Below are 20,858 nucleotides of genomic sequence, written 5' to 3'. Positions count from 1 at the left end.
GGCACCGCCGCGCTGGGAGTACTCCCCTCCGCGAACTGGGACAGTGTCCCTTATGTCCTGTCCTGAGCGCTACACGGGGCGGGCGGTGTCACTCTGATCGTCCACCGACCCTGGCAGAACTCGCCCGACTCCGCCCGGTGAAATCGCTCCGGGGTGGACCGCTCGGTTTTCCGAGACCGGGTGTTCACGTCAACCGGGCTCTGACTTGGGGTTTCCGCCACCGGGGTGAGGGGTCGCGGAAAAGGTGAATGCAAATCGGAATTCAACCGGATTCGATTGTCACCCATTCGCGCAAGGTGATCGGTCGAACACTCTCCGGCTTGTCGACATCGGGTAAAAGATGAGTATGCGTCGGAAACAGCGTCACGAATTGGAGGTTCGACCACGACTACTCAGAGTGGTTCTAGGGGGTGTTAGGTGGATCGGTTCCGACGTCGGCAATCGTCGCTAGGTGCCTCCGTGGCTACCGTATGTAGCCGAAATTTGGCCCATTATCTCGAATGGATTACGGCGCCTCAGCGGCGCTGGTGGATCGTCGGATATCGGGTTACGAATTGGGGCCTGCTGCCGATATCACCGGACGTGTGCCTCCCGTGCCTCGCGCGCAGACGGTGGCGGCAGTCCGCATCCCAACCAAGGACCGGTGTGCTTGTGAACCACGATTCGATGCAGCATTTCTCGTCGGGTCTCTGGACCCCGCTGCTGGCGTACGCCATCTCGGTGATCGGGTCGTTGATCGGCCTGTCGTGCATGTCGAGGGCCAGGAACGAGGACGGGCGCAGGTCCAAGGTGCTCTGGACGATCTTCGGCGCGTTCGCCATCGGCGGCGTGGCCATCTGGCTGATGCACTTCATCGCCATGCTCGGCTTCGAGGTCACCAGCGGCACCGTCAAGTACTCCGCGCCGCTCACGGCCCTGTCCGCGCTGATCGCGGTGGGTGTCGTCGGCGTTGGCCTGTCCATCGTGACCCTCCTGCGGGTCACCCCGGTCCGCCTCGTGGGCGCCGGGGTGCTGGCGGGTCTCGGCGTCGCGGGCATGCACTACATGGGCATGTCGGCGATCCGGTTCCAGGGCGAGCTGTCCTACGACACGGGACTGGTGGTGCTGTCGTGCGTCATCGCGGTCGCCGCCGCGACCGCCGCTTTCTGGTTCACCCTGGTCGTCAAGACGACCCTCGCCCGCGTCGCCGCGGGGCTCGTCATGGGTGTCGCCGTGACCGGCATGCACTTCACCGGCATGGCCGCCGTGAACGTGGAGCCCGACATGACGATCCCCACGCCGGTCGGCACCGACGTGTTCGACCTCGTGTTCCCGGTCTTCCTCCTCGGCGGTCTTGTCGTCGCAGTGCTGCTGTGGACGTTGTTCACTTCCGAGAACGACCCGCTCGGTGAGCCCGCGGACGGCCTCCGCTGAATTCCGGTTGTTCCCCCACGCCGTTTCCGAATTGCCATAGGACTTGTTGATGGCGCATTCGGGCGGCGCGGGAAAGAATGTCAGACGAAGGTGATTTCCTCGGTCCGGCGCGGCATGAGCAGAACGGTCAGCGCGCTGCACGCGGCGATCACCAGGAGTGCCAGGAACACGTTGTGCGTGGCGTCGGCCAAAGCACTCCGCACGAACGTCACGACGGGTGACGTCGGGTCGGCGTGGCCGCCCAGCACGATGGTCGTGGCGTCCACGCTCGGCGGCAGTTCGTCCGCGATGTCGGCGGGCGGCTGGGCGAACCGGTTGGCCAGGGTCGAGTTGGCGATGGCGCCGAACACGGCGACCCCCACGGCGCTGCCCACGGAGCGGCTGAAGATGTGCGTCGCGGTGACCACGCCCCGGCGGTCCCAGCCCACGGTCGACTGGACGGCGATCACCGTGGGGCTGGAGACCAGCCCGAGCCCGACGCCCATCACGAACGACCCCGCCGCGGCCTCCCACACGGCCGACCCCTCGGACAGGAACGTGATCATCACCGCTCCCGCGATCACGAAGGCGCTGCCGATCAGCGACGTGTCGCGGAACCCGATCCGCAGGTAGACCCGCCCGGCCATCGCCGCCGAGATGGGCCAGCCGAACGTCAGCGCTGCCAGCGCGAAGCCCGCGACCAGCGCGCCCGTGCCGAGCACGCCCTCGACGAACGTGGGCAGGTACGAAGTGAGCCCCATGAGCAGCGCGCCCACGATCAGCGCCGTCAGGTTGCCGCCGTTCAGCGTGCGGTGGCCGAACACCCACAGCGGCAGCACCGGTTCGGCGACCCGGCGTTCCACCAGCACGAACACCACCAGCACCGCGCCGCCCGCGCCGAACACCAGCAGGCTCTGCCACGACGCCCACGCCCAGGCCACGCCGCCTTCGAGCAGCCCGAGCAGCACCAGCGGCAGCCCGATCGTGAGCAGCGTCGCGCCGAGGTAGTCGACCTTGTGCTCCTTCTTGACCACCTCCTCCTTGAACCGGAGGGCGAGGAAGACCACGGCGACCGCGCCGAGCGGCACGTTGACGAAGAAGATCCACCGCCACGACAGGTAGTCGGAGAACACGCCGCCCAGCGCGGGCCCGATCAGCGACGCCACGGCCCACACGCTGGTCACGTAGCCCTGGACCTTCGCCCGCTCCTCCACGCTGTAGAGGTCGCCGAGCATCGTGATGCTCATCGGCTGCACGGCGCCCGCGCCGATGCCCTGGATGGCGCGCGCCGCGATCAGCACCGGCATGCTCCACGCCGCGCCGGACAGCACCGAGCCGAGCAGGAACACGCCGATGCCGAAGAACATCACCGGCTTGCGGCCCAGGATGTCGGCGAACTTGCCGTACAGCGGCACCGTCACGGCCTGGGTGAGCAGGTAGATCGAGAACAGCCACGGGAACTGCGAGAACCCGCCGACGTCCTCCACGATGGACGGCACGGCGGTCGCGATGATCGTGGTGTCCAGCGCGACCAGCCCGGTGGTCAGCATCACCGCCAGCAGGACGGGACCTCGATCCGACCGGAGCCCCAGTTGCTTCCTGGTGAGCGGTGCCGTCATGCGAGTGTGCTCCCAACGTCAGCGGGCCGGAGGTCCCCTCCAAGACCAACACCGGCCCCGCCTCGTGCCATTCCGCGTCCGGCGGAACGACTCCGGATCCCGCCGAACGGACGTCATTACCGCAGTTCGGCGATGTGATCGATAACATGTGCCGGTGGACAAGGTGACGCGGGAGCCTGCGATGACGGACGTGGCACGCCTGGCGGGCGTGTCGCACCAGACCGTGTCGCGGGTGCTCAACGGGCATCCGAACGTGCGCGAGCAGACGCGCAACCGGGTGCGGGCGGCGATCTCCGAGCTGGGCTACCGGCCTAACCGGGCGGCGAAAGCCCTGGTCACGGGCCGGTCGCAGGTGTTGGGCGTGGTGGCGCAGAACTCGACGCTCTACGGTCCCGCGTCCCTGCTGGTCGCGTTCGAGAACGCCGCCGCCGAGGCCGGGTTCACCGTGAGCGTGGGCAACGTCAGCGTGCTGGACCGGCACTCGATCGGCCGCGCGGTGGAGCAGCACCTGGACCAGCGGGTGGCCGGGATCGTGGTCATAGCGCCGGTGGCGTCGGCGAACGAGGCCCTCGACCACCTGCCCGCCGACGTGCCGCTGGTCACGATCGACGGCGATCCCGCGCGACCCGCCGCGCTGGTCACGGTGGACCAGGCGGCGGGCGCCCGTGACGCGACGAAGTTCCTGCTGGACGCCGGGCACTCGACGGTGTGGCACGTGTCGGGGCCGTCGGACTGGTTCGACGCGATCGGCCGCATCGAGGGGTGGCGGGCCGCGCTGACCGAGGCGGGCGCGGAGATCCCCCCGGTCATGGCGGCCGACTGGACGGCGGCGTCGGGGTACCGGGCCGGGCAGATGCTCGCGCGGATGCCCGACGTGACGGCCGTGTTCGCGGCGAACGACCACCTGGCGCTGGGCATCCTGCGCGCGATGAGCGAGCGCGGCAGGCGGGTGCCGGAGGACGTGAGCGTCGTCGGGTTCGACGACGTGCCCGAGGCGGCGTACTTCATCCCGCCGCTGACCACGATCCGGCCGGACTTCGAGGCCGTGGCCAGGACGACGCTGGGGATGCTGCTCGGGCAGATCGAGTCCGGCTCGTCGACGTCCACGCGGCACACGATCGCGCCGGAGCTGGTGGTGCGCGACAGCGTCGCGAGTCCTGGACAACGTTGAGAACGCTCATCCCGCCATCCATCTAAGACGGAACCCCTTCTCGGGCAAGGTGTCCGTCGAGTTACCGAAACGTTGCGCCGTGCTGTTGACGGCCGGAATGTTAGCGATAACACTGCGTCGGACAGGGCTGTCGGACGAAGGTGTCTCACCATGGCGATCGATCCCCAGGACGCACTCGCGGTCGGAGTCGACTTCGGCACGCTGTCCGGCCGCGCCGTCGTGGTGCGGGTCCGCGACGGCGCCGAACTCGGCAGCGCGGTGCACGACTACCGGCACGGCGTCGTCGACCGGGTGCTCCCGGCCACCGGCAGGGCGCTGCCCCCCGAGTGGGCGCTCCAGGTGCCCTCCGACTACATCGACGTGCTGCGGGCGGCGATCCCGGCCGCCATCGCCGCTGCGGGCGTCGACCCGAGCCACGTGATCGGCGTCGGCACGGACTTCACCGCGTGCACGATGGTGCCGACCACGGCGGACGGCACGCCGCTGTGCGAGCTGCCGGAGTTCGTCCGGGAGCCCCACGCCTACGTGAAGCTGTGGCGCCACCACGCCGCGCAGGGCCAGGCGGACCGGATCAACGAGCTGGCGCGGAACCGGAAGGAGCCGTGGCTGCCGCGCTACGGCGGCCTGATCTCCTCCGAGTGGGAGTTCGCCAAGGGCCTGCAACTCCTGGAGGAGGCGCCCGAGGTCTACACCGCGATGGAGCACTGGGTCGAGGCCGCCGACTGGATCATCTGGCGGCTCACCGGCACCTACGTGCGCAACGCGTGCACCGCGGGCTACAAGGGCATCCGCCAGGACGGCGCCTACCCGACGCCCGAGTTCCTGCGCGAGCTGCACCCCGGCTTCGAGCGGTTCGTCACCGACAAGCTGGACCACGAGATCGGCGCGCTCGGCGACCGAGCGGGCGGCCTGTCCGCCGAGGCCGCCGCGTGGACCGGCCTGCCGGAGGGGATCGCCGTCGCGGTCGGCAACGTCGACGCGCACGTCACCGCGCCCGCCGCGAACGCCGTGGAGCCCGGCCAGATGGTCGCGATCATGGGCACCTCCACCTGCCACGTCCTGTCCGGCGCGGACCTCCGCGAGGTGCCGGGGATGTGCGGCGTGGTGGACGGCGGGATCATCCCCGGCCTCTGGGGTTACGAGGCGGGCCAGTCCGGCGTCGGCGACATCTTCGGCTGGTTCGTCGAGCACAACGTGCCCGCCGACTACCAGCGGCGCGCGGCCGAGCGCGGCATCTCGGTGCACGACCTGCTCACGGAACTGGCCGCGCAGCAGGAGATCGGCGAGCACGGGCTGGTCGCGCTGGACTGGCACAGCGGCAACAGGTCGGTGCTGGTCGACCACGAGCTGAGCGGGCTGGTCGTCGGCCAGACCCTCGCCACCCGCGCCGAGGACACCTACCGCGCGCTGTTCGAGGCGACCGCCTTCGGCACCAAGACCATCGTCGACGCGTTCGTCGCGTCCGGCGTCCCGGTCACCGAGCTGATTGTCGCCGGTGGGTTGCTGCGCAACGAACTCCTGATGCGGATCTACGCCGACGTGACCGGCCTGCCGCTGTCGGTCATCGGCTCCGAGCAGGGGCCCGCGCTGGGGTCGGCCATCCACGCCGCCGTGGCCGCGGGCGCGTACACCGACATCCGCGCGGCCGCCGCCGCCATGGGCTCCGTCCGCCGGGGGGTCTACCAGCCGATCCCGGCGAACGTCGAGGCCTACCAGGCGCTCTACGCCGACTACGTCGAGCTGCACGACCACTTCGGTCGCGGCGGCGACGACGTGATGCACCGGCTGAAGGCGCGCAAGCGCGCCGCGACCGAGGGGAAGAGCTGATGTCGTCGGTGGGGCAGACGATCGCGGACCTGCGGCGGACCGTCGCCGAACTGCACGGGGAGCTGACCAGGTACGGCCTGGTGATGTGGACCGCGGGCAACGTGTCGGCGCGGGTGCCGGGGGAGGACCTGATGGTGATCAAGCCGTCGGGGGTGTCCTACGACGAGCTGACCGCCGCCACGATCGTCGTCACGGACCTGCACGGCGAACTGGTCGAGGGCGACATGTCGCCCTCCTCGGACACCGCGGCGCACGGGTACGTGTACCGGCACATGCCCGAGGTCGGCGGCGTGGTGCACACGCACTCGCCGTACGCCACGGCGTGGGCCGCGCGCGGCGAGCCGATCCCGTGCGTGCTGACCATGATGGCCGACGAGTTCGGCGGCGGGATCCCGGTCGGCCCGTTCGCCATGATCGGCGACGACTCCATCGGGCGCGGCATCGTGGAGACGTTGCGGGACAGCAGGTCCCCGGCCGTGCTGATGCGCAACCACGGCCCGTTCACGGTCGGGCCGGACGCCCGCTCCGCGGTGAAGGCCGCCGTGATGCTGGAGGACGTCGCCCGCACCGTCCACATCGCACACCAGCTCGGGAAGCCGGGCGACATCGACCAGGACGACGTCGACCGCCTGCACGCCCGCTACCAGAACGTCTACGGGCAGGCCTGAGTCCGTGGAACCACGAGGAGAGCCCGCCATGTCGAAACCCCAGTTGTGGTTCCTCACCGGCAGCCAGCACCTGTACGGGCCGGAGACGCTCGACCAGGTGGCGAGCCAGTCGCAGCAGATCCAGCGCACGCTGACCGCGTCCGGCCGGATCTCCGCGGAGATCGTGTGGAAGCCGGTGCTGACCGACTCCACCGCCATCCGCGGCGTCATGCTCGCCGCCAACGCCGACCCGTCCTGCGTCGGCGTGGTGGCCTGGATGCACACGTTCTCGCCCGCCAAGATGTGGATCACCGGGCTGGACGTGCTGCGCAAGCCCCTGCTGCACCTGCACACCCAGCTCAACTCGGCGCTGCCGTGGCAGTCCATCGACATGGACTTCATGAACCTCAACCAGGCCGCGCACGGCGACCGCGAGTTCGGGTTCATCCAGACCCGCCTCGGGGTGGCGCGCAAGACGGTCGCCGGGCACGCGTCCGACCCCGAGCTGGCGGCCAGGATCGACGGCTGGGCGCGGGCCGCGACCGGCCACAACCACCTGCGGAACCTCAAGCTGGCCCGGTTCGGCGACAACATGCGGGACGTCGCCGTGACCGAGGGCGACAAGGTCGAGGCCGAGCTGAGGTTCGGCGTCTCGGTGAACACCTACGGCGTCAACGACCTGGTGGCCGTGGTCGACGCCGTCGCGGACGACGCGATCTCCGTGCTGGTGGCCGAGTACGCCGACGCCTACGACCTCGCGCCGGAACTGGCCAGGGGAGCCGAGCGGCACGAGTCGCTGCGCTACGCGGCCCGCATCGAGCTGGGGATGCGGCAGTTCCTCACCGACGGCGGGTTCGGCGCGTTCACCACGAACTTCGAGGACCTCGGCGGTCTCCGGCAGTTGCCGGGACTGGCCGTGCAGCGGCTGATGGCCGACGGCTACGGCTTCGGCGGCGAGGGCGACTGGAAGACGTCCGCGCTGCTGGCCGCCGTGAAGGCGATGGGCGTGGGCACCGGGCGCGGCACGTCGTTCATGGAGGACTACACCTACCACTTCGGGCCGGGCGAGCCGAAGATCCTCGGCGCGCACATGCTGGAGGTCTGCCCGAGCATCGCCGCCGACCGCCCGTCGTGCGAGGTCCACCCGCTGGGCATCGGCGGTCGCGAGGACCCGGTCAGGCTGGTGTTCGACGCCACCGCGGGCGCGGGCGTGGTGATCGGCCTGTCCGACCTCGGCGACCGCTTCCGCCTGGTGGCCAACGAGATCGACGTCGTGCCGCCGGACGAGCCGCTGCCGAACCTGCCCGTGGCGCGCGCGGTGTGGAAGCCCGCGCCCGCACTGTCCACTTCGGCCGAGTCGTGGCTCACGGCGGGCGGCCCGCACCACACCGTGCTGACGCAGGCCGTCGGCGCGGAGACGTTGAGGGACTTCGCGCACATGGCGCACACCGAGCTGGTGGTGATCGACGGGGCGACCACGACGGCGGACTTCGGGGACCGCCTCCGCTGGAACCAGGCCTACTACCGACTCGCCCAGGGTTTGCCCGGCTGGCGATAGCACGTACCGAACCCGACAGGAGACAGAACGATGAAGTTCACCCGTTTCGCCGCGATGGGTGGCGCTCTGGCGCTCACCGCGGCACTGAGCGCCTGCGGCTCGTCGACCAAGACGGTGGACCAGCAGGCGGAAGCCGGTTCCGGTGCGGGCGCGCTCGTGGGCGTGACCATGCCGACCAAGGCGTCCGAGCGGTGGATCCACGACGGCGACAACATCAAGGCCGCGCTGGAGAAGCAGGGCTACCAGGTCGATCTCCAGTACGCGGAGAACGACATCCCGACGCAGGCCAACCAGATCGAGAACCAGATCACCAAGAACGCCAAGGTGCTCATCGTCGCGTCCATCGACGGCAAGGCGCTCACCACGCAGATCCAGCAGGCCGCGGACAAGAAGATCCCGGTGATCTCCTACGACCGGCTGATCCTGAACAGCCCGAGCGTCGACTACTACGCCACCTTCGACAACTTCAAGGTCGGCGTCGAGCAGGCGACCTCCCTGCTGACCGGCCTGGGCCTGAAGAAGGCGGACGGTTCCGATGGCGACGCCAAGGGGCCGTTCAACATCGAGCTGTTCGCGGGCTCGCCGGACGACAACAACGCCACGTTCTTCTTCAACGGCGCCATGTCGATCCTCCAGCCGTACCTCGACAAGGGGACGCTGGTCGTCAAGAGCGGTCAGAAGGACTTCGCCACCGTCGCGATCCTGCGGTGGGACCCGGCCACGGCGCAGCGGCGCATGGAGGACGTCCTTACCTCCAGCTACGGCGGCGGCGCGCTGGTGCAGGGCGTCCTGTCGCCCTACGACGGCCTCTCCATCGGCATCCTCTCGGCGTTGAAGAGCAACGGCTACGGCACCGGGACCCAGCCCTACCCGATCGTGACCGGTCAGGACGCCGAGGTCGCCTCGGTGAAGTCGATCGTCGCCAGTGAGCAGTACTCGACCATCTACAAGGACACGCGCCAGCTCGCGGACGTCGCCGTGAAGATGGCCGACGCCGTGCTCAAGGGCAACAAGCCCGAGACCAACAACACGACCGACTACAACAACGGCAAGAAGGTCGTCCCCACGTTCACGCTCCCCGTGGTCACCGTCGACAAGGCCAACTACCAGAAGGTCCTGATCGACTCCGGCTACTACACCGCAGACCAGATCAAGTAGTCGCCGGCCGGGCTCCCCGCGCGGGGAGCCCGGCCCGTGAAGGGACCGACCAGCGATGGCAGACGACATCCTGCGCATGCGGGGGATCACCAAGACCTTTCCCGGCGTCAAGGCGCTCCAGGACGTGGCGCTGTCCGTGCGCCGCGGCGAGATCCACGCGATCTGCGGCGAGAACGGCGCGGGCAAGTCGACGCTGATGAAGGTGCTGTCCGGGGTGTACCCGCACGGCTCCTACGACGGCGAGATCACCTTCGACGGCGAGCCGTGCGAGTTCTCCGGGATCAACGACAGCGAGCGGCGCGGGATCGTGATCATCCACCAGGAGCTGGCGCTGTGCGCCCAGCTCTCGATCGCGGAGAACCTGTTCCTGGGCAACGAGATCGCCCACCGCGGGCTGATCGACTGGAACCGCACCAACCACGCCGCCGCGGAACTGCTGGAGCGCGTCGGCCTGCGGGAGAACCCGACCACGCCGGTGCTCGACATCGGCGTGGGCAAACAGCAGCTCGTGGAGATCGCGAAAGCGCTGTCCAAGGAGGTGCGGCTGCTCATCCTGGACGAGCCGACCGCGGCCTTGAACGACGAGGACTCCGCGCACCTGCTCGACCTGCTGCGCGGCCTGCGCGACCAGGGCATCACCTGCGTGATCATCTCGCACAAGCTCAACGAGATCGCGGCCATCGCCGACTCGATCACGATCCTGCGCGACGGCAGGACGATCGAGACGCTGGACATGGCCACCGACGACGTGACCGAGGCGCGGATCATCTCGGGCATGGTCGGCCGGGACCTGTCGGACCGCTTCCCGCCGCACGAGTCGAACATCGGCGAGGAGGTGCTGCGGATCGAGGACTGGACCGTGCACAGCCCCACCCAGCGCGGCCGGGTCGTGGTGTCCGGCGCGAACCTGGTGCTGCGGCGCGGTGAGATCGTCGGGCTGGCCGGACTCATGGGCGCGGGCCGCACCGAGCTGGCCATGAGCGTGTTCGGCCGCTCCTACGGCACGGACATCTCCGGGCGGGTGCTCAAGAACGGCCGGGAGATCAACGTCCGCACGGTGCGCGACGCGATCCGCAACGGCATCGCCTACGTCACCGAGGACCGCAAGCGCTACGGCCTCAACCTCATCGAGGACATCAAGCGCAACATCTCCGCCGTCGGCCTGTCGAAGCTCGCCAAGCGCGGCTGGGTGCACGAGAACGAGGAGCACCGCGTCGCCGAGGAGTTCCGGCGGAGCATGAACATCAAGGCCCCCGGCGTGGCCACGACGACGGGGACGCTCAGCGGCGGCAACCAGCAGAAGGTCGTGCTGTCCAAGTGGATCTTCACCGATCCGGACGTGCTGATCCTCGACGAGCCGACCCGCGGCATCGACGTCGGTGCCAAGTACGAGATCTACACGATCATCAACAAGCTCGCGGACGAGGGCAAGGCGGTGCTGGTGATCTCCTCGGAGCTGCCCGAGCTGCTGGGCCTGTGCGACCGCGTCTACGCCCTGTCGGCCGGGCGGATCACCGGTGAGGTCGACCGCGCCGACGCGACCCAGGAACGCCTCATGCACTTCATGACCAAGGGACAGGAGTAGCGCCATGACCAGCACCGCGCCCACGGACGCCGACGTCCCCGTCGAGGTCCGCGAGGGACCGGCGGCGCCGCGCCGCTTCTCGATCAACCTGCGGCAGAGCGGCATCTACGTCGCGTTCGGGCTGATCGTCGTGCTGTTCACCTTCCTCACCGACGGTGCGCTGCTCCAGCCGCAGAACATCTCCAACATCATCGTGCAGAACTCCTACGTGCTGATCCTGGCGATCGGCATGATCCTCATCATCATCGCCGGGCACATCGACCTGTCCGCGGGCTCGGTGGTGGCGCTGACGGGCGCGATCTGCGCGGTGCTCACGGTGAACATGGGCCTCCCGTGGCCGCTCGCCGTCCTGGTCACGCTCGTCGCGGGCGCCGTGATCGGCGCGTGGCAGGGGTACTGGGTCGCCTACTTCGGCATCCCGGCGTTCATCGTCACCCTGGCGGGCATGCTCGTGTTCCGCGCGCTCACCCTGACCGTGCTGGGCAACCAGGGCATCGGGCCGTTCCCGGACCAGATCCGGACGCTGTCCAACGGCTTCATCGAGGGCTTCCTCGGCAACATCGGCCTCGGCCCGCTCGGCGGCGCCGACCTGTTCACGCTCCTCGTCGGGATCGCGGTGGTCGCGGGCATCGCGCTCACGCAGTGGCGTTCGCGCCAGGGCCGCATCGGCTACGGCCAGGTGGTCGACCCGTTCCCGGTGTTCGTGCTGAAGATCGCCGCCGCGGCGCTGGTCGTGCTCGCGGTGATCGTGCAGTTGGCCCGCTTCAAGAACCTGCCGTGGGTGCTCGTGCTGCTGGCGGTGCTGGTGCTGGGCTACTCGCTGCTCACCAACCGCGCCGTGTTCGGCCGCCGCATCTACGCCGTCGGCGGCAACCTCCAGGCGGCCACGCTGTCCGGCGTGAAGGTCAAGTCCGTCACGTTCTGGCTCTTCGTCAACATGGGTGTGCTCGCGGCGCTCGCGGGCGTGATCTTCGCGGGCAGGCTCAACCAGGCCGGGCCCACCGCGGGCAACGCGTTCGAGCTGGACGCCATCGCGGCGGCGTTCATCGGCGGCGCGGCCGTGCAGGGCGGGGTCGGCAAGGTCGTCGGGGCCATCACCGGCGGTCTGATCATGGCGGTCATCAACAACGGCATGTCCCTGATCGGCGCGCCCAGCGAACGGGTGATGCTGGTGAAGGGACTCGTGCTGCTCGCCGCCGTCGCCTACGACGTCTGGACGAAGAGGCGGGCGGGCACCCGCTAGCGCTGTCGTGCGGGACGGGTCGGTCGCGCTTACCGTCGAGGGATGACCGACCTCTCCGCACGACGCGCGCACCCGATCGCCGGTCTGGCCGCCTTCGCGGTGGCCGTGGCCGCGGTCGCGGTGATCGGCTCGCTGTCCGCGGTCTCGGCGGCCTCGGACTACGCGGCGCTCCAGCAGCCATCGTGGGCACCGCCGTCCTGGCTGTTCGGTCCGGTGTGGACGGCGCTGTACGTGATGATCGCCTTCTCCGGCTGGCTCGCCTGGCGGGCCGGTGCGCGGCGTGAACTGGTGCTGTTCGGCGCGCAGCTCGTGCTGAACGCCCTGTGGACGCCGCTGTTCTTCGCCGCGGGGCAGTTCGGGTTGGCGCTGGTGGACATCGTGCTGCTGCTGGCGAGCATCGTCGCGCTGATCGCCGTGTTCGCCCGCCGCAGCAGGCTCGCCGCGGGCCTGCTGGTGCCGTACCTGCTGTGGGTGGGGTTCGCGACCGCGCTCAACGCGAGCATCTGGGCCGCGAACACCTGACCCGTCAGTACGGCATGAGCTGCCCGTTCTGGTCGTAGGCCAGCAGCCGGAACGCGTGCAGCGCCTCGTCGGACGGGATGTCCTCCGGGGCGAACCAGAAGATGGTAATGGTGCCGTCCGCGCTCCACTTGGCCGTACGCGCGGTGGCGACGACCTCGTCGTCCAGTTCCAGCACGATCCGCCGCACGTCGCCCTCGTAGTACCCGTACAACCGGGTCCCGCCGACGTTCCCCGCGTCGAGGGTGCCGTCCAGGCCGCGGGTGGTGATCGAGTGGAACCCGGTCCAGCGGCCCGCCGCGCCCGTGGTCTGCAACGGGATGATCCGGCCGACGCCGTTGTTGCCGAGGGTCAGCCCGTACCCGGTGCCGGTGGGGAGGGCGGGCCTGTCGGGGTCGGTGGCGACCGTGGGACTCCGCTTGTTCTCGTAGGGCTCGCGGTAGCCGGCGACGAAGTACAGGACCTCGTTGTCGAAGCCGGTCATCACGACGTTGCCGACGGGGATCGAGTTCGGGTCGGCGGGCTTGGCCGCGGTGATCTCGATCAGGGGCTGCTGCTCCGGGGCGGTGCCCGTTCCCGGCTGCCCGATCACGAAGATCGCGACCAGCAGCGCCGCCGTGCCGCTGACGACCCCGCCGCCGCGCACGAGCCTGCGCCTGGTCCGGATCCGCCGCCCGGACCTCATGACCGCCGCGACGTCGACCGTGCCCGACTCGGCGGGAGACCCGTGCAGCGCCGAGCGCAGCGCGTCGAGGTCCGTCATCGGGTCTCCTCCCCGGAGGTGGCGCCCGCGGGCGACAGGGTGATCCTCAGCTTGGCCAGTGCCCGCGAGTTCGTGCTCTTCACGGTCCCCAGCGACACCTTCAGCTCGGCGGCGACCTCGGCCTCCGACAGGTCGAGGTAGTGCCGCAGCACGACGATCGCGCGTTCCCTCGGCGTCAACTGCCCCAGCACCCGCATCAGCCACTCCTGCTGGGCGTGGTCCTGGGTGAAGTCGCGCGGCCCCGGCCGGTCCGGGAACGAGTCCCGCACCTGCTCCTTGATGGGCCGCCGCCACCGGTCGATGGTCAGGTTCGTCAGCACGCGCCGGGCGTAGGCGTACGCGTCCTGGTTGCGCACCCGCGACCAGGACGCGTACGTCCTGGCGAGCGCCGACTGCACGGCGTCCTCCGCCTGGTGGCGATCGCCGATCAGCAGGTGCGCGGCGCGCATCAGCCTGGCCGAGTTCGCCTCGACGAACTCCACGAACTGCCGGTCACCCCTGCTCACACGCCTCCTCCACCGACTCCCTGCCGATACCGACGAGCGGCACCGCCGAAAGGTTGAAGGGTCCCGCTCTCAACTTCCCCACGGTCTGCCTCGTCCTGTTCCGGTGCAAGCCCCGAACACGAAGGAGGCACCGTGCTGGACCGGAAGGCACTGCCCGCGCTGGCCCTCGGAGCGCTGACCCTGGTCGCCGCGTGCGGCACGGCACCGCGGCCCGCGTCGAGCCCGCCACCGCCGACGACCGTCGACAGCGGGACCACGGCCGCTGTCGTGCAGCCACCTCCCGAGGGGAGCCCGGAGAGCAAGGCCGAGGCCGACTCGGTGACCACCGAGAACATGGTCGCGGACTGCATGAAGGCGCTGGGGTTCACCTACGTGCCGAGGCCGCTGAAGTTCGGCAGGGCCGCGGGCAACCTGGCCGGGATGGACCCCGCGCTCGTGCCGTACGAGGACCTGAGGAAGTACCGCGCGAAGTACGGGTTCGGGCACTTCGCCCGCGACGTGTACCCGGACGACCTGAACGTGTCGCTGCCCCCGCCGACGCCGAACCCCAACACCGCCATCCGCGACGCCCTCGACGAAGCAGGCAAGAAGGCCTACGACGAGGCGCTCGACGGCGGGGCGCGCGGGGCGAAGGACGACGGCTCGTTCGACCCGGCGAAGTCCGCGGCGAGCTGCTCGGGCAAGGCGTCCGCGCGGGTCTACGGCGAGGCGCCGCCCGCCGACCCGGCCAAGGAGGCCGCCGCCGCGCAGGCCCAGCAGGAGTTCCAGACCGACCCCCAGTTGCTGGAGGCGGCGCAGGGCTACGCGACCTGCCTGCGCGGCCAGGGCTACGAGGTGACGGCCGTCAAGCCGGGCGCGATCGAGCGCACGGTCGAGCAGATCGCGACCAAGCTGCACGACGAGGCGCGGGGCGCGAACCTCCAGCAGGGGCTCGACCGCGAGATCGAGATGGCCCTGGAGGACCTGGAGTGCGGCAGGGCCTACGAGGTCGTCGCCAAGCCCAAGGTCGAGAAGGTGCTGGCCGAGGGCGGGGTCGGCTGACGTGGCTGGTCCCCGACGGGTGCTCGCGCTCGTGGTGGGTGTCGCGGTGGCGGCGGGGCTGGTCGGCTGGTGGGTCGGCACGACGGTGAAGTCGCCCGCCGACGCGGCGGCCGAACACCGGCCGCCACCACCGTCCCTGATCACCGTCCCGGTGGAGAAACGTGCTCTGACCAGCACGTCCGTCGCTCAGGGCAGTGTGGTGTACACGGGCGAGGCGTCGATCACCCTGACCGGTGTGGTCGGGTCGGCCGGTCCGACGCAGCTCGTCACCAAGGCGCCCGTCGCGGGCACGACGCTGAAGTCCGGCGACGTGCTGATGGAGGTCAGCGGCCGTCCGGTGTTCGTGCTGCCCGGCCCGGTGCCGATGTACCGGACCCTGGGCACGGCCGCGAAGGGCGATGACGTGAAGCAGCTCCAGGCCGCGCTGTCCGACCTCGGGTTCGGCAGGCTGCGCGGCGGGATCTTCGACGCGCCGACGGGCACCGCCGTGAAGACCTGGTACGAGCGGGCGGGCTACCCGGTGCAGCCGGGGGAGGAGGTCACCATCCCGTCGGGAGAGGTCGTCTTCCTGCCGACGCTGCCGGTGCGGCTCGACTCGGTCGCGGTGAAGGCCGGAGCGCAGGCGACCGGCCAGGTCGGCACCACCACCGACCCGACCGTGGTCGTCCGGGCGACCCTGCCGTCCGCCGACGCCGGGCTGGTCCACCCCGGACTGGCCGCGGTGCTGCGGATGGCGGACGGTGCCGCGCTGCCCGCGACCGTGGAGGCCGCCGGCAAGGACGCCGCGCCGCCCGTGGTGGAACCGCCCCCGTCCGGCGCCCCGCCGGACACGTCCAACACGACGCGGCTCCGGCTCGTGGCGCAGGACCCGGCCGCGCTCGCCGCGTACGCCGGGCAGTCCGTCAAGATCGAGGTCGAGGTGGGCAGCAGCGGCGGCGAGGTGCTGGTGGTGCCCGTCGCGGCCGTCACGACCAAGGCCGACGGCAAGGCCCGCGTCCGGGTGCAGGCCGCCGACGGGTCCGTGCGCGACGTGCCCGTGGTGCTCGGGCTGACCGCGCTCGGCCTCGTCAAGGTCGACCCCGCCGACGGTGGTGTCCTGGTGGCGGGGGACCGGGTCGTGGTGGGCGCCTCGTGACCGTCATCCACCTCACCGGCGTCGGCCGGACGTTCCCCGCCGACCCGCCCGTGCACGCGCTGCGCGACGTGGACCTGCGGGTCGAGCCGGGTGACTACCTGTCGGTCGTGGGCGCGTCCGGATCGGGCAAGTCGACGCTGCTCAACACGCTGGGCCTGCTCGACCGGCCGGACTCGGGCAGCTACCTGCTCGACGGCGTCGAGACCACGACGCTGGACGACCGCGGCCGCACGTCGTTGCGCGGCAGCCGGATCGGGTTCGTCTTCCAGGCGTTCCACCTGCTGCCGCACCGCAGCACCGTCGACAACGTCGCGCTGGCCGAGGTGTACCGCAAGACCGACCGCGCGCACCGCGCTCAGCGTGCGGAGGCGGCGCTGGCCCGCGTCGGGTTGGCGCACCGGGCCGCGTTCGACCCCGGAAAGCTGTCCGGCGGCGAACGCCAGCGCGTCGCCATCGCCCGCGCGCTGGTGGGCGAACCCGCGCTGCTGCTGTGCGACGAGCCCACCGGCAACCTGGACCGGGCGAACACCGGAGCCGTGCTCGACCTGTTCGACGAGCTGGGGGAGCAGGGCGTGACGCTGGTCGTGATCACCCACGACGAGGAGGTCAGCGCCCGTGCCGCCCGCCGGGTGCGGATCGACGACGGCAGGCTCTCGGAGGAGCTGCGATGACCGTCGGACGCCCTTCGATGGGGGTGCGGGACCTGCTGGACGAGGCGGTCGCGGGCATCACCGCCCGGCCCGTCCGCACCGGGCTGACCATGCTGGGCACGGTCATCGGCATCACCACCCTGGTGATCACCCTCGGCGTCGCGGCGACCGCGGCCGACCAGATCGCGGGCCGCTTCGACGCGGTCACCGCCACCGAGGTCACGGTCGTCATCCCCACCCTCCCCGACCCGGCGCTGCCCGGCCCGGTCGCCTGGACCGCGCTGCCGGACCTGGTGCGGCTCAACGGGGTCCGCGCCGCCGCGGCCGTCGCCCGCCCGGACAGCTCGGCCAACGCGCGGGTGCGCACCAACGACCTGCACGACCCCACGTCCGTCACCGACCGGATCCTGCCCGTCGTCGGCACGACCACCGGCCTGCCCGACGTGCTGGGCGCCTCGATGGCCACGGGCCGCTACTTCGACGACGGCCACGTCGCCCGGCACGACCGCGTGGCCGTGCTCGGCGGCGGCGCGGCGAAGCTGCTCGGCGTCGTCACCGTGGACGACGGCCCGGCGGTCTTCGTCGACGGCCAGGCGTTCACCGTCATCGGTGTGCTCGGCCCGGTCACCGGCGGTCTGGACAAGGGCTTGAGCAGCTCGGTCCTGCTGCCGCACACCACCGGCGACGACCGCCTGCGCCTCGGCCCGCCGACGACCGTGCTGATCCGCACCGACCTCGGCGCGGCCCCGCTCATCGCGGAGCAGGCGCCGATCGCGTTGAGCCCCAACGGTCACGCCGCGCTCCGGGTCCTCGCCCCACCGGACCCGGCGACGCTGCGCGGCGGTGTCCAGCACGACGTCAACGGCCTGTTCGTGGTGCTGGGCCTGGTCTCCCTCGTGGTGGGCGCGATCGGCATCGCGAACGTCACCCTCGTGACCGTCGTCGAACGCACCGGCGAGATCGGCCTGCGCCGAGCGCTGGGCGCCGCCAGGAGGCACGTGGCGTACCAGTTCCTGGCGGAGTCCGTCGTCGTCGGGCTGATCGGCGGGGTGCTGGGCGCGAGCACCGGCGTGGTGTCCGTCGTGGCGATCTCGATCAGTCGCGAGTGGACACCCGTGCTCGACCTGCCGATCGTCGCGGGCGCCCCGGTCGCCGGTGCCCTGGTCGGCCTGCTCGCCGGTCTGTACCCGGCGCTGCGGGCGGCGAGGATGCAGCCGGTTGACGCTTTGCGCTCGGGTACCTGACGGTTTCTGCTGCAATGGCCTCGCCGACAGAGGGGGGGCCGCTGTGGTGGACGTCGAGGTCGTGGACCCGAACCGGGCGGGTGAAGCCGTGTTCCGGGGGATTCACGAGGTGCTTTCGACCTCTCAGGAGGTGGACCTGCCGGACGAGGAGCCGGTGGGGTACGAGGACGTGGTCAACCAGTTCCGCAACCCCTTCCCCGGTCTGGGGGCAGCGCACCACTGGCTGGGGCGTCGCGGCGGTGAGGTCGTGGCGGTGGCGACGGCGCTCTTCCCGGAGCACGACAACGAGCACGTGGCGATCGTCCTGCTCACCGTGCACCCGAAGGTGCGAGGGCAGGGGATCGGCACGACCGTGCTGCGCGCGCTGGTACCGGAGTTGACGGCCCGCGGCCGGACCGTCGTGGAGGGGATCCAGGTCGGCCGCGTCGGCGAGACGTGGGCGAACGCGCTGGGGTTCCGGACCGTGAACACGACGATCCTCCAGCACCTGAGGTTCGCGGACGCGGACCGGTCGTTGTGGGACGTGCCCGTGCCCGAGGGGTACAGGGTCGAGCGGTGGATCGGCGCCGCGCCGAACGCCATCGTCGCGTCCTACGCCGAGGCGAAGAACGCGATCGCCGACAGCCCGAGGGGCGAGGCCGAGCTCAAGGAGCGCAGGTGGACCGTCGACCTGGTGCGCGAGGACGAGGCGGTGGTCGCGGCGAGGGGCATCGAACAACGGGTCGTGGTGGCCGTGCACGAGGCGACCGACGAGGTCGTCGGGATGACCGAGGTGTGGCTGCAACCGCTGCGCAAGCCGTGGGCCTACCAACGCGAGACCACCGTCATCGCGGCCCACCGCGGTCACGGGCTAGGCCGGGTGGTCAAGGCGCACATGCTGCGCGGGCTGGCCGGAGACCGGCCCGACCTCGTCCTGTCGGTCACCGGCACCAACGCCGACAACGTCCACATGGCCGCGGTGAACCACGCGCTGGGGTTCGCCACGGTCCGGTCCATGGTCGAGGTGAACGGGACCGTGGCGGGACTCCTAGAGGCGCTCGGGGGCGTCGATGCCGAGCAGCGACAGGCCGAGCACGAGCACCCGTGACGTGAGTTGGGCGAGCACCAGCCTGGACTCGCGGGCTTCCGGGCTGGTGCCGTCCTTCAGGATCGGGCAGGCGTCGTAGAACGTGGTGAACGTGCTGGCCGTCTCGTACAGGTACGTGGTCAGCTTGTGCGGCGCGTACGCCTCGATCGCCGCGTCCACCGCCGCCGGGAACCCGAGCAGCTTCACCACGAGCGCGCGTTCGGCCGGTTCGGTCAGCACGACGGGCGTCCCGACGCCGGGCACCGAGCCCGCCTTCGCGAGGATCGAGCGGATGCGGGCGTTGGCGTACTGGAGGTACACCGAGGTGTTGCCCTCTTTGGCCAGCATCTTCTCCCAGGTGAACACGTAGTCGCGCTCGCGGTCGTTCGACAGGTCCGCGTACTTCACCGCGCCGATGCCCACGACCTTCGCCAGCCGCGCCTGCTCGTCCGCGTCGAACGCCGTGCGTTCGGCGATCACGGCGGCGGCGTGGTCGACGGCCTCGGTCAGCAGGTCGACGAGCTTGAGCGTGCCGCCCGCGCGCGACCGGATGGTCTTGCCGTCCTCACCGAGGATCGAGCCGAACCCGACGTGCTCGGCGTGCTGGTCGGTGAGGTAGCCCGCCTGCCGCGCGGCGGCGAACACCATCGTGAAGTGCTGCGCCTGCGGGGTTCCGACGACGTAGAGCAGGTCGGTCACCTCGCGTTCGCGGACCCAGTACCGGATCGTCGCGAGGTCGGTGCTGGCGTAGTTGTAGCCGCCGTCGCTCTTGCGGATGATCAGCGGCAGCCGGTCGCCCTCGCGGTTGCTGAAGCCGGGCGGGAACACGCAGAGCGCGCCGTCGCTGACCTCGGTCAGCCCCTCGGCCTCCAGCTCGGCGACGGTGTCGGCGAGATAGGGGTTGTAGAAGCTCTCGCCGTAGATGTCCTCGGGGGTGAGCCCGATGCCCAGCAGCTCGTACACCTTCTCGAAGTGCCGGGTGGACTCCTCGACGAGCCCGCGCCACAGCGCCAGGGTCTCCTCGTCGCCGCCCTGGAGCGCCACGACCCGCAGCCGGGCCCGCTCGACGAAGTCCGGGTCGGCGTCGAACTTCTTGCGCGCCGCCACGTAGAACCCGTTGAGGTCGCTGATGGAGTGCGAGTCCGAACCGGCCTTCCACCCCTCGTCGACCAGGTGCTCGATGAGCATCCCAAACGGCGTGCCCCAGTCACCAAGGTGGTTGTGCGGGATCACCTCGTGGCCCGCGAAGCGCAGCAGCCGCATGATCGCGTCACCGATGATCGACGACCGCAGGTGGCCGACGTGCATCTCCTTGGCCACGTTCGGGCTCGACAGGTCGATCGCGACCCGACGGGGGACCTCGGTCGCCGAGGCGCCCATCCGGTCGTCGCCGAGCAGCCCGGCGGCCTGCTCCTGCAACCACTCCGTGCGCAGCACCAGGTTCACGAACCCCGGCCCGGCGATCTCGGGCGCCTCGACCATGTCCGCCGAGTCCAGGTGCTCGACCACGGCCTGCGCCACGTCGCGCGGCGCCTTCTTGAGCTTCTTGGCCAGGCTCATGGCCACGTTGCACTGGTAGTCCACACCCTCGCGGGTGGAGGGTCGCACGAGCGCCTCGGCCGGGGTGATCTCCACACCCAGGGCCGTGCGCAGCGCTACCGCCACCCGACGACCCAGTTCCACTCCGACGTCACCCTGCAACACCGCTAGACCTCCAGGCTCGGTACTTCTCCG

General features: G+C 70.5%; 18 protein-coding genes. 14 read left to right on the top strand and 4 right to left on the bottom strand.

From position 1 onward, the window contains the following. Window positions 1-666: 666 nt before the first annotated feature. Window positions 667-1,413: an MHYT domain-containing protein gene (locus NZH93_RS25740; protein ID WP_259625768.1), complete on the top strand. Its 747-nt coding sequence runs from the start codon at window positions 667-669 to the stop codon at window positions 1,411-1,413. Between the two features lie 80 nt (window positions 1,414-1,493). Here the strand turns inward: NZH93_RS25740 and NZH93_RS25735 are convergent, their stop codons facing one another. After that, window positions 1,494-3,011, bottom strand: a complete 1,518-nt coding sequence (locus NZH93_RS25735) for an MDR family MFS transporter (RefSeq protein WP_259625767.1) — start codon at window positions 3,009-3,011, stop codon at window positions 1,494-1,496. Window positions 3,012-3,192: 181 nt separating this feature from the next. Between NZH93_RS25735 and NZH93_RS25730 the strand changes: the two genes are divergently transcribed. The 8 genes from NZH93_RS25730 to NZH93_RS25695 all read left to right on the top strand — a co-directional run bounded on the left by NZH93_RS25730 (window position 3,193) and on the right by NZH93_RS25695 (window position 12,722). Beyond that, window positions 3,193-4,182 carry a LacI family DNA-binding transcriptional regulator gene (locus NZH93_RS25730; protein WP_259625959.1) on the top strand — a complete coding sequence of 330 codons (990 nt, stop codon included), beginning with the start codon at window positions 3,193-3,195 and terminating at the stop codon, window positions 4,180-4,182. A 150-nt stretch (window positions 4,183-4,332) separates the two neighbouring features. Continuing rightward, entirely contained in the window at window positions 4,333-6,009 is a 1,677-nt protein-coding gene (gene araB / locus NZH93_RS25725) for a ribulokinase (protein ID WP_259625766.1), read from the top strand. Beyond that, entirely contained in the window at window positions 6,009-6,677 is a 669-nt protein-coding gene (locus NZH93_RS25720; RefSeq protein ID WP_259625765.1) for an L-ribulose-5-phosphate 4-epimerase, read from the top strand. Before araB ends, NZH93_RS25720 begins: the two co-directional genes overlap by 1 nt. Before the next feature lie 28 nt (window positions 6,678-6,705). Next, entirely contained in the window at window positions 6,706-8,214 is a 1,509-nt protein-coding gene (gene araA, locus NZH93_RS25715) for an L-arabinose isomerase (RefSeq protein ID WP_259625764.1), read from the top strand. A gap of 30 nt (window positions 8,215-8,244) precedes the next feature. Continuing rightward, on the top strand, window positions 8,245-9,372 hold the full coding sequence (gene chvE, locus NZH93_RS25710; RefSeq protein ID WP_259625763.1) for a multiple monosaccharide ABC transporter substrate-binding protein: 1,128 nt from the start codon (window positions 8,245-8,247) through the stop codon (window positions 9,370-9,372). A 55-nt stretch (window positions 9,373-9,427) separates the two neighbouring features. Continuing rightward, window positions 9,428-10,957 (top strand): multiple monosaccharide ABC transporter ATP-binding protein, encoded by a 1,530-nt coding sequence (mmsA, locus tag NZH93_RS25705; RefSeq protein ID WP_259625762.1) that lies wholly within the window; start codon window positions 9,428-9,430, stop codon window positions 10,955-10,957. A gap of 4 nt (window positions 10,958-10,961) precedes the next feature. After that, the gene (mmsB, locus tag NZH93_RS25700; RefSeq protein ID WP_259625761.1) at window positions 10,962-12,200 is read left to right on the top strand and encodes a multiple monosaccharide ABC transporter permease; all 1,239 of its coding nucleotides are present in this window, start codon (window positions 10,962-10,964) and stop codon (window positions 12,198-12,200) included. A 42-nt stretch (window positions 12,201-12,242) separates the two neighbouring features. Continuing rightward, entirely contained in the window at window positions 12,243-12,722 is a 480-nt protein-coding gene (locus NZH93_RS25695; RefSeq protein WP_259625760.1) for a TspO/MBR family protein, read from the top strand. 4 nt (window positions 12,723-12,726) lie between these two features. On the opposite strand, the gene NZH93_RS25690 is transcribed toward NZH93_RS25695, so the two are convergent. Beyond that, the gene (locus NZH93_RS25690) at window positions 12,727-13,482 is read right to left on the bottom strand and encodes a hypothetical protein (protein ID WP_259625759.1); all 756 of its coding nucleotides are present in this window, start codon (window positions 13,480-13,482) and stop codon (window positions 12,727-12,729) included. Continuing rightward, entirely contained in the window at window positions 13,479-13,988 is a 510-nt protein-coding gene (locus NZH93_RS25685; protein ID WP_259625758.1) for a SigE family RNA polymerase sigma factor, read from the bottom strand. Before NZH93_RS25685 ends, NZH93_RS25690 begins: the two co-directional genes overlap by 4 nt. A 132-nt stretch (window positions 13,989-14,120) precedes the next feature. Between NZH93_RS25685 and NZH93_RS25680 the strand changes: the two genes are divergently transcribed. The 5 genes from NZH93_RS25680 to NZH93_RS25660 are packed head-to-tail and all read left to right on the top strand — an operon-like array spanning window position 14,121 to window position 19,145. After that, window positions 14,121-15,029 carry a hypothetical protein gene (locus NZH93_RS25680; protein ID WP_259625757.1) on the top strand — a complete coding sequence of 303 codons (909 nt, stop codon included), beginning with the start codon at window positions 14,121-14,123 and terminating at the stop codon, window positions 15,027-15,029. Window position 15,030: 1 nt separating this feature from the next. Next, the gene (locus tag NZH93_RS25675; protein WP_259625756.1) at window positions 15,031-16,164 is read left to right on the top strand and encodes a peptidoglycan-binding domain-containing protein; all 1,134 of its coding nucleotides are present in this window, start codon (window positions 15,031-15,033) and stop codon (window positions 16,162-16,164) included. Continuing rightward, a complete protein-coding gene (locus NZH93_RS25670) occupies window positions 16,161-16,835 on the top strand; it encodes an ABC transporter ATP-binding protein (RefSeq protein ID WP_259625755.1) in 675 nt (224 codons plus the stop codon). Before NZH93_RS25675 ends, NZH93_RS25670 begins: the two co-directional genes overlap by 4 nt. Beyond that, window positions 16,832-18,058 (top strand): ABC transporter permease, encoded by a 1,227-nt coding sequence (locus tag NZH93_RS25665; protein WP_259625754.1) that lies wholly within the window; start codon window positions 16,832-16,834, stop codon window positions 18,056-18,058. The genes NZH93_RS25670 and NZH93_RS25665 overlap by 4 nt, the downstream gene beginning before the upstream one ends. Window positions 18,059-18,101: 43 nt before the next feature. Beyond that, window positions 18,102-19,145, top strand: a complete 1,044-nt coding sequence (locus NZH93_RS25660; RefSeq protein WP_259625753.1) for a GNAT family N-acetyltransferase — start codon at window positions 18,102-18,104, stop codon at window positions 19,143-19,145. On the opposite strand, the gene argS is transcribed toward NZH93_RS25660, so the two are convergent. Continuing rightward, window positions 19,086-20,828 (bottom strand): arginine--tRNA ligase, encoded by a 1,743-nt coding sequence (argS, locus tag NZH93_RS25655; RefSeq protein WP_259625752.1) that lies wholly within the window; start codon window positions 20,826-20,828, stop codon window positions 19,086-19,088. The two genes, NZH93_RS25660 and argS, sit on opposite strands and share 60 nt — an antisense overlap. Window positions 20,829-20,858 lie beyond the last annotated feature (30 nt).

The organism is Umezawaea endophytica, assembly GCF_025061645.1.
Classification (GTDB): Bacteria; Actinomycetota; Actinomycetes; order Mycobacteriales; family Pseudonocardiaceae; genus Umezawaea; species Umezawaea endophytica.
Note: the sequence above shows the minus strand (reverse complement) of the source record. Positions and strands in the feature narration are given on the sequence as shown.

Coding starts and splice junctions, on each gene's coding strand:
- NZH93_RS25740 (WP_259625768.1), top strand. CDS start 667: ATGCAGCATTTCTCGTCGGGTCTCTGGACCCCGCTGCTGGCGTACGCC.
- NZH93_RS25735 (WP_259625767.1), bottom strand. CDS start 3,011: ATGACGGCACCGCTCACCAGGAAGCAACTGGGGCTCCGGTCGGATCGA.
- NZH93_RS25730 (WP_259625959.1), top strand. CDS start 3,193: ATGACGGACGTGGCACGCCTGGCGGGCGTGTCGCACCAGACCGTGTCG.
- araB (WP_259625766.1), top strand. CDS start 4,333: ATGGCGATCGATCCCCAGGACGCACTCGCGGTCGGAGTCGACTTCGGC.
- NZH93_RS25720 (WP_259625765.1), top strand. CDS start 6,009: ATGTCGTCGGTGGGGCAGACGATCGCGGACCTGCGGCGGACCGTCGCC.
- araA (WP_259625764.1), top strand. CDS start 6,706: ATGTCGAAACCCCAGTTGTGGTTCCTCACCGGCAGCCAGCACCTGTAC.
- chvE (WP_259625763.1), top strand. CDS start 8,245: ATGAAGTTCACCCGTTTCGCCGCGATGGGTGGCGCTCTGGCGCTCACC.
- mmsA (WP_259625762.1), top strand. CDS start 9,428: ATGGCAGACGACATCCTGCGCATGCGGGGGATCACCAAGACCTTTCCC.
- mmsB (WP_259625761.1), top strand. CDS start 10,962: ATGACCAGCACCGCGCCCACGGACGCCGACGTCCCCGTCGAGGTCCGC.
- NZH93_RS25695 (WP_259625760.1), top strand. CDS start 12,243: ATGACCGACCTCTCCGCACGACGCGCGCACCCGATCGCCGGTCTGGCC.
- NZH93_RS25690 (WP_259625759.1), bottom strand. CDS start 13,482: ATGACGGACCTCGACGCGCTGCGCTCGGCGCTGCACGGGTCTCCCGCC.
- NZH93_RS25665 (WP_259625754.1), top strand. CDS start 16,832: ATGACCGTCGGACGCCCTTCGATGGGGGTGCGGGACCTGCTGGACGAG.